At 44.6% G+C, this 6,144-nt stretch carries 5 protein-coding genes; all 5 read left to right on the forward strand.

The features are described from left to right. Positions 1–155 precede the first annotated feature (155 nt). Complete coding sequence (gyrA, locus tag Q384_RS10375) at positions 156–2,906, forward strand: DNA gyrase subunit A (protein ID WP_037587846.1); 2,751 nt, start codon at positions 156–158, stop codon at positions 2,904–2,906. Positions 2,907–3,831: 925 nt separating this feature from the next. Next, positions 3,832–4,620, forward strand: coding sequence for a 16S rRNA (adenine(1518)-N(6)/adenine(1519)-N(6))-dimethyltransferase RsmA (gene rsmA, locus Q384_RS10380; protein ID WP_037587848.1), 789 nt, complete (start codon positions 3,832–3,834; stop codon positions 4,618–4,620). A gap of 12 nt (positions 4,621–4,632) precedes the next feature. Then, entirely contained in the window at positions 4,633–5,361 is a 729-nt protein-coding gene (locus Q384_RS10385; RefSeq protein ID WP_037587850.1) for an amino acid ABC transporter ATP-binding protein, read from the forward strand. A gap of 147 nt (positions 5,362–5,508) precedes the next feature. Next, on the forward strand, positions 5,509–5,742 hold the full coding sequence (gene rpmB, locus Q384_RS10390; protein ID WP_037587851.1) for a 50S ribosomal protein L28: 234 nt from the start codon (positions 5,509–5,511) through the stop codon (positions 5,740–5,742). A gap of 26 nt (positions 5,743–5,768) precedes the next feature. Continuing rightward, positions 5,769–5,924, forward strand: coding sequence for a 50S ribosomal protein L33 (rpmG, locus tag Q384_RS10395; RefSeq protein WP_037587853.1), 156 nt, complete (start codon positions 5,769–5,771; stop codon positions 5,922–5,924). Positions 5,925–6,144: the final 220 nt, after the last annotated feature.

Genomic DNA, 6,144 nt, shown 5'->3' on the forward strand with positions numbered 1-6,144 from the left:
TAATTTATGGAAAATAATACACTATGGCTTAATTGATTAAAATGGTGAGAGAAAATTTTTCATGCGATTGCCCTGGCACTTGATGTTACATGGGCGCAGCCGTCTTGGATATGCTAGAATGATACGTTTATATCCTTTTGTTGCGTGCATTCATTATGACCGACGCTCTATTCGCCAAAGAAACCATTCCCATTTCCCTGGAAGAGGAAATGCGCCGTTCTTATCTGGATTACGCCATGAGCGTGATTGTCGGACGGGCATTGCCCGATGTGCGCGATGGCTTAAAGCCTGTGCATCGGCGCGTATTGTATGCCATGCACGAACTGGGTAACGATTGGAATCGAGCTTACAAAAAATCAGCACGTATTGTCGGCGACGTCATTGGTAAATACCACCCGCACGGCGATTCAGCCATTTATGACACCATTGTACGCATGGCGCAGGATTTTTCCATGCGCTATATGCTGGTGGACGGACAAGGAAACTTTGGTTCGGTGGACGGCGACCCGGCAGCGGCAATGCGTTATACCGAAATCCGCATGGCGCGCATTGCCCATGAAATGCTTGCTGACATTGACAAAGAAACCGTAAATTTCGGTCCCAACTATGACGGCAGTGAACATGAACCGCTGATTTTGCCCACCAAAATCCCCTCATTACTGATTAATGGTTCAACCGGTATTGCCGTTGGCATGGCAACCAATATTCCGCCGCACAATTTAAATGAAGTTATTCGAGCCTGCCATGCCTTGCTGGACAACGAAGACTTAACTGTAGATGAATTAATCGCCTACATACCCGCCCCCGACTTCCCCACCGCCGCCACCATTTACGGCTTATCGGGCGTGCATGAAGGCTATCGCACCGGACGCGGACGCGTGGTCATGCGCGGCAAAACCCACATCGAACCCATTGGCAAAAACGATGAGCGCGAAGCCATCATCATTGACGAAATTCCCTACCAAGTAAATAAAGCCAAATTGGTGGAAAAAATCGGCGATTTGGTGCGCGAAAAAATATTGGAAGGCATTGCCGAATTGCGCGACGAATCCGATAAATCGGGCATGCGCGTGGTGATTGAATTAAAACGTAATGAAAACGCCGAAGTCATACTCAACCAGCTCTACAAACTCACCCAACTACAAGACAGTTTTGGCATCAATATGGTGGCATTGGTGGACGGTCAGCCGCGTTTGCTGAACCTGAAACAAGTGTTGCGCGAATTTTTGCGCCATCGCCGCGAAGTGGTTACCCGCCGCACTCTGTTTGAACTGAAAAAAGCGCGTGAACGCGGGCATATTTTGGAAGGACTGGCAGTTGCCTTATCCAATGTTGATGAAATCATTGCCTTAATTAAAGCCTCCGCCACACCGCCTGAAGCCAAAATCGCCTTATTGGCGCGCTCTTGGCGTTCGGCATTGGTAGAAGAAATGCTCAATCGCACCGATATGGATTTGAGCTTAGCCAAGCCGGAAGGGTTGCCTGAAAACATTGGCTTAACGGCTAACGGCTATTTCCTCTCCGAAGCACAAGCACAAGCCATTCTTGAAATGCGTTTGCAGCGTTTAACCGGCTTGGAACAAGACAAAATCGTTGCCGAATACAAAGACATCATGGCGCAGATTCTGGATTTATTGAATATTTTGGCAAACCCGGAACGCGTCAGCCAAATCATTCACGATGAATTAGATGCCGTATCGGCGCAATTCGGTGATGAACGCCGCAGTGAAATCAACCCGTTTGGCGGCGATATTGCCGATGAAGACTTGATTCCGCAGCGAGAAATGGTGGTAACCCTCACTCATGGCGGTTACATCAAAATTCAGCCCACCACAGACTACCAAGCTCAGCGGCGCGGCGGACGCGGCAAACAAGCCGCCGCCACCAAAGACGAAGATTTTATTGAAACCTTATTTGTTGCCAACACCCACGATTATTTATTGTGCTTCACCAACTTGGGTTTATGCCATTGGATTAAAGTCTATAAACTACCCGAAGGCGGACGCAACAGCCGAGGCCGTCCGGTAAACAATGTTTTGAATATGAATGAAGGTGAGAAAATCACCGCCATACTGCCGGTGCGTGAATTTTTGGACAATGAATATGTGTTTATGGCAACGGTACAGGGTTTTGTGAAAAAAACCGCCTTGTCTGCATTCAAAAACGTCAGCGTCAAAGCAATTAAAGCCATCACCCTCAACGGCGGCGACAGCTTGGTGGGTGTGGCAAAAACCTCAGGCAACGATGACATCATGCTGTTTTCCAACCACGGCAAAGCCATTCGCTTCAACGAATATTGGGACAGCACCGCCGCAGACACCAACACGGAAGATGACGGCAATGCGGATACCGAAAACGATGAAACCGTCAACGATGAAGCCGCCATTGATACCGACAGCAATGACACCCCTGCAAAAATCAATAAAGGCATTCGTCCTTCCGGACGTTTATCGCGCGGCATACGCGGCATGAAATTGCCTGAAAGCGCCCGTATTGTCAGCATGTTGGCACGCAGTGCCAATATCGAAACCGGCAAGCAAGTTTTAACCGCCACCACCAACGGCTATGGCAAACGCACCCCCATTACCGATTACACCCTGCGCAACCGAGGTGGACAAGGAATCATCGCGATAGACACAGGAGAGCGCAACGGCAATTTGGTTGCCGCTGCTTTGGTGGACGAAAACGATGATTTAATGCTGATTACCAGCGGCGGCGTACTCATTCGCACCAAAGTTGCCCAAATACGCGAAACAGGCAGAGCCGCCGCAGGCGTGAAATTAATTAACTTAGACGCAGGTGAACATTTGGTGAGCTTGGAGCGTATTGCCGAAGCAGAAGAAATAGACGAGGTTGAGCAAGGCAATGGAAATTCGAGCAGTAATCATGACGAGCAGCCCAAATAAAATAGTGCGGCTTTTCTGAAATATTTTTCAAACTGCCTGAAAGACATTCCATACCATGACGAATTATCGTAAACAGCGTGTCCTATCCCAATACGCCGCTGGCATTTGAAAGATATTCCATACCATAACGAATTTTCGTAAACCTGGCAGTAATCTGTTGTTTGCGTTTTTTCAGGCAGCCTGAAACACATAAAGGTTGCCTGAAAGAAAAAATGAATGATCGCAATTTTTATTTTAATAAAATGGGTGCTGCTATTGTTTTGATTCATCTGTCAAACAATCAATATTTCCCAATTAAGAAAATAGTTCATTATTTTATCAGGGGCTGCAAAAAAATATCTCTGTTGCGTTTTCTTTCTTAATCAAAAATATCATCATTAAGGCAACACATGGAAACCGTATACACCATTAAAAATACCTTGCTTTCAAGCAAGCATGATTATGGCAATTGAGCGAAAAATACTTTTATTACCCATAATGACATAACTAAAACCAAGTATTACTGATTTCTGTACTGTATTTTGTGTGTGATATTTATTGATGGATTTGGATCTTTTTGATGCAAGCAGTATTTTTCAAGAAAACAAAATATTGACTCTATCGCTGACATTGGCTGGGCGTGGCTTTTATTGGCTTCATTAAAAAACGTATGGCGTAAAACACAGCAGTTTAAATATCGCCGCAGTAATACACAGCCTCAAAAGCAGTTTATCGGAAATCATGCAACAACACTATTAACTTGCTTTATTTAATCCGTAAGTCTATTCGGATACAGCAGTGATTTCCCTTGATTTATTTCAATTTGTATATCGGTAATTATAATGGTTATTCATTGATTTCAGGCTGCCTGAAAAAACAGTATGGCGGCTTATTTGAGATATTTAAGCCAAATATAATACAACTTCAGTGATTTAAGTGGTTTTTTATGCAACAGCACCGCGCCCGTAAACGGTTTGGGCAGAATTTTTTACAAGACAGCCGCGTGATACACGATATTGTTCATGCGGTAAATCCTCAGCCTGATGACATTGTGATAGAAATCGGCCCCGGTTTGGCTGCGATTACCGCACCGCTGGCAATGAAATTAAAGCAATTACACGTGGTGGAAATTGACCGCGATATTGTGGCATACCTCAAAACCTTGCCGTTTGCCAAGCAATTGGTGATACATGAAGGCGATGTATTGCAATTTGATTTCAATCAAGTGGCAGGCAAGAAAAAAATTGTCGGCAACTTGCCTTATAATATCTCCACGCCTTTATTGTTTCGCTTCAGCGAATTCGTTGACGATATCATTGATATGCACTTTATGCTGCAAAAAGAAGTAGTGGAACGCATGACAGCGATGCCAAAAAGCCATGATTACGGGCGCTTGAGCGTCATGCTGCAATATTTTTTTGAAATGGAAAACCTGATAGATGTACCGCCCGAAGCCTTTAGCCCTGCACCGAAAGTGGATTCTGCCGTGGTGCGTTTGATTCCGCACACGGGGCGGATTGGCATCGCACAAAATTTCTCCCATTTTTCACAATTGGTTAAACAAGCGTTTCAGCAACGGCGGAAAACCATACGCAATAATCTTAAAGACTGGGCAGATGACGCACAATTAACAGTGGCAGGCATTGATCCGCAGGCACGCCCCGAACACATTGCACCTGAATGTTTTGTGGTGCTGAGCAATCATTTGCTGCCGAATTTTTCAGGCAGCCTGTAAGAGAACAACACCATGATTAAATTTAAAAATGTACACAAATGGTTTAAAGATTTACACGTCATCAACAACGTGAATCTGGAAGTGAAGGCAGGAGAAGTTGTGGTGGTTTGCGGTCCGTCAGGCAGCGGCAAATCTACCCTAATCCGCACCGTGAATCAGCTGGAAACCATACAACAAGGTGAAATTTGGGTGGACGGCGTGAATGTTGCAGACAGCAAAACCGATTTAAATGCCATTCGCGCCGAAGTGGGTTTTGTGTTTCAGCATTTTAATCTCTATCCACATTTAACCGTGCTGGAAAACATCATCTTATCACCCATTAAAGTAAAAAAATTGAGCAAAGACCAAGCCGAGCAAAAAGCCTTGGAATTGCTGAACCGTGTGGGTTTGGCGCACAAGGCCGCCGCTTATCCGCAGCAATTATCAGGCGGGCAGCAGCAACGTGTTGCCATTGCCCGAGGCTTGGCAATGGAGCCGCGCGCCATGTTGTTTGATGAGCCCACTTCCGCGCTGGATCCGGAAATGATCGGTGAAGTATTGAAAGTAATGAAAGACTTGGCGATGAGCGGCATGACCATGATGGTGGTTACCCACGAAATGGGCTTTGCACGCGAAGTGGCTGACCGCGTGGTGTTCGTGGATCACGGACAAATCGTAGAAGAAGCCGAACCGGAAGCATTCTTTTTGCACCCGCAGCATGAACGGGCGCAGCAGTTTTTGAATCAATTATTAACACACTAAAACAAGCTGCCTTATATATTGCCCTGAAAATTTGGCTTCTGTTGTTATTGTATAGAAACCGACCCAAAAACAATGAATTTACTTGCATAATTATCGGGTTTCATGTTATAAATCTTGTTTACTAAAATTTTCTGTTTGGAGTTAACCATGGCACGAGTATGTGAGGTGACCGGAAAACGCCCGATGAGCGGCAATAACGTGTCACACGCTAACAACAAAACCAAACGCCGTTTTTTGCCAAATTTGCAATCACGTCGTTTTTGGGTGGAAAGTGAGAATCGCTGGGTGCGTTTACGCGTAACCAACGCGGCTCTGCGCACCATTGATAAAAACGGCATTGATGCTGTTTTGGCTGATCTTCGCGCTCGCGGCGAAGCCTAATTTTCACTAAATGAGAGGAAAAAATCATGCGTGATAAAATTAAACTGGAATCTTCCGCCGGCACCGGTCATTTCTACACCACCACCAAAAACAAACGCAATATGTCAGGTAAATTTGAAATTAAAAAATTTGATCCCGTTGTGCGCAAACACGTGTTGTATAAAGAAACCAAATTGAAATAAACTTTGCTTATTTAAGCGAATTGTTTTTATTGCCAAACTAAAAAGCCTTTATTCATTATGTGAATCAAAGGCTTTTTAATTAGCGAATTTATTTAGTCGTCCCTGAAGAACCTGATCTAAAATATTCAAACAACTTGCCAAAAATCTTGTCTTAAAAACCTAAATAAAATTAAATTTTTTCGACAAAAAAACAACCATGTCAACAATTTACGGAAATTGT

The organism is Stenoxybacter acetivorans DSM 19021 (assembly GCF_000745895.1).
GTDB lineage: Bacteria > Pseudomonadota > Gammaproteobacteria > Burkholderiales > Neisseriaceae > Stenoxybacter > Stenoxybacter acetivorans.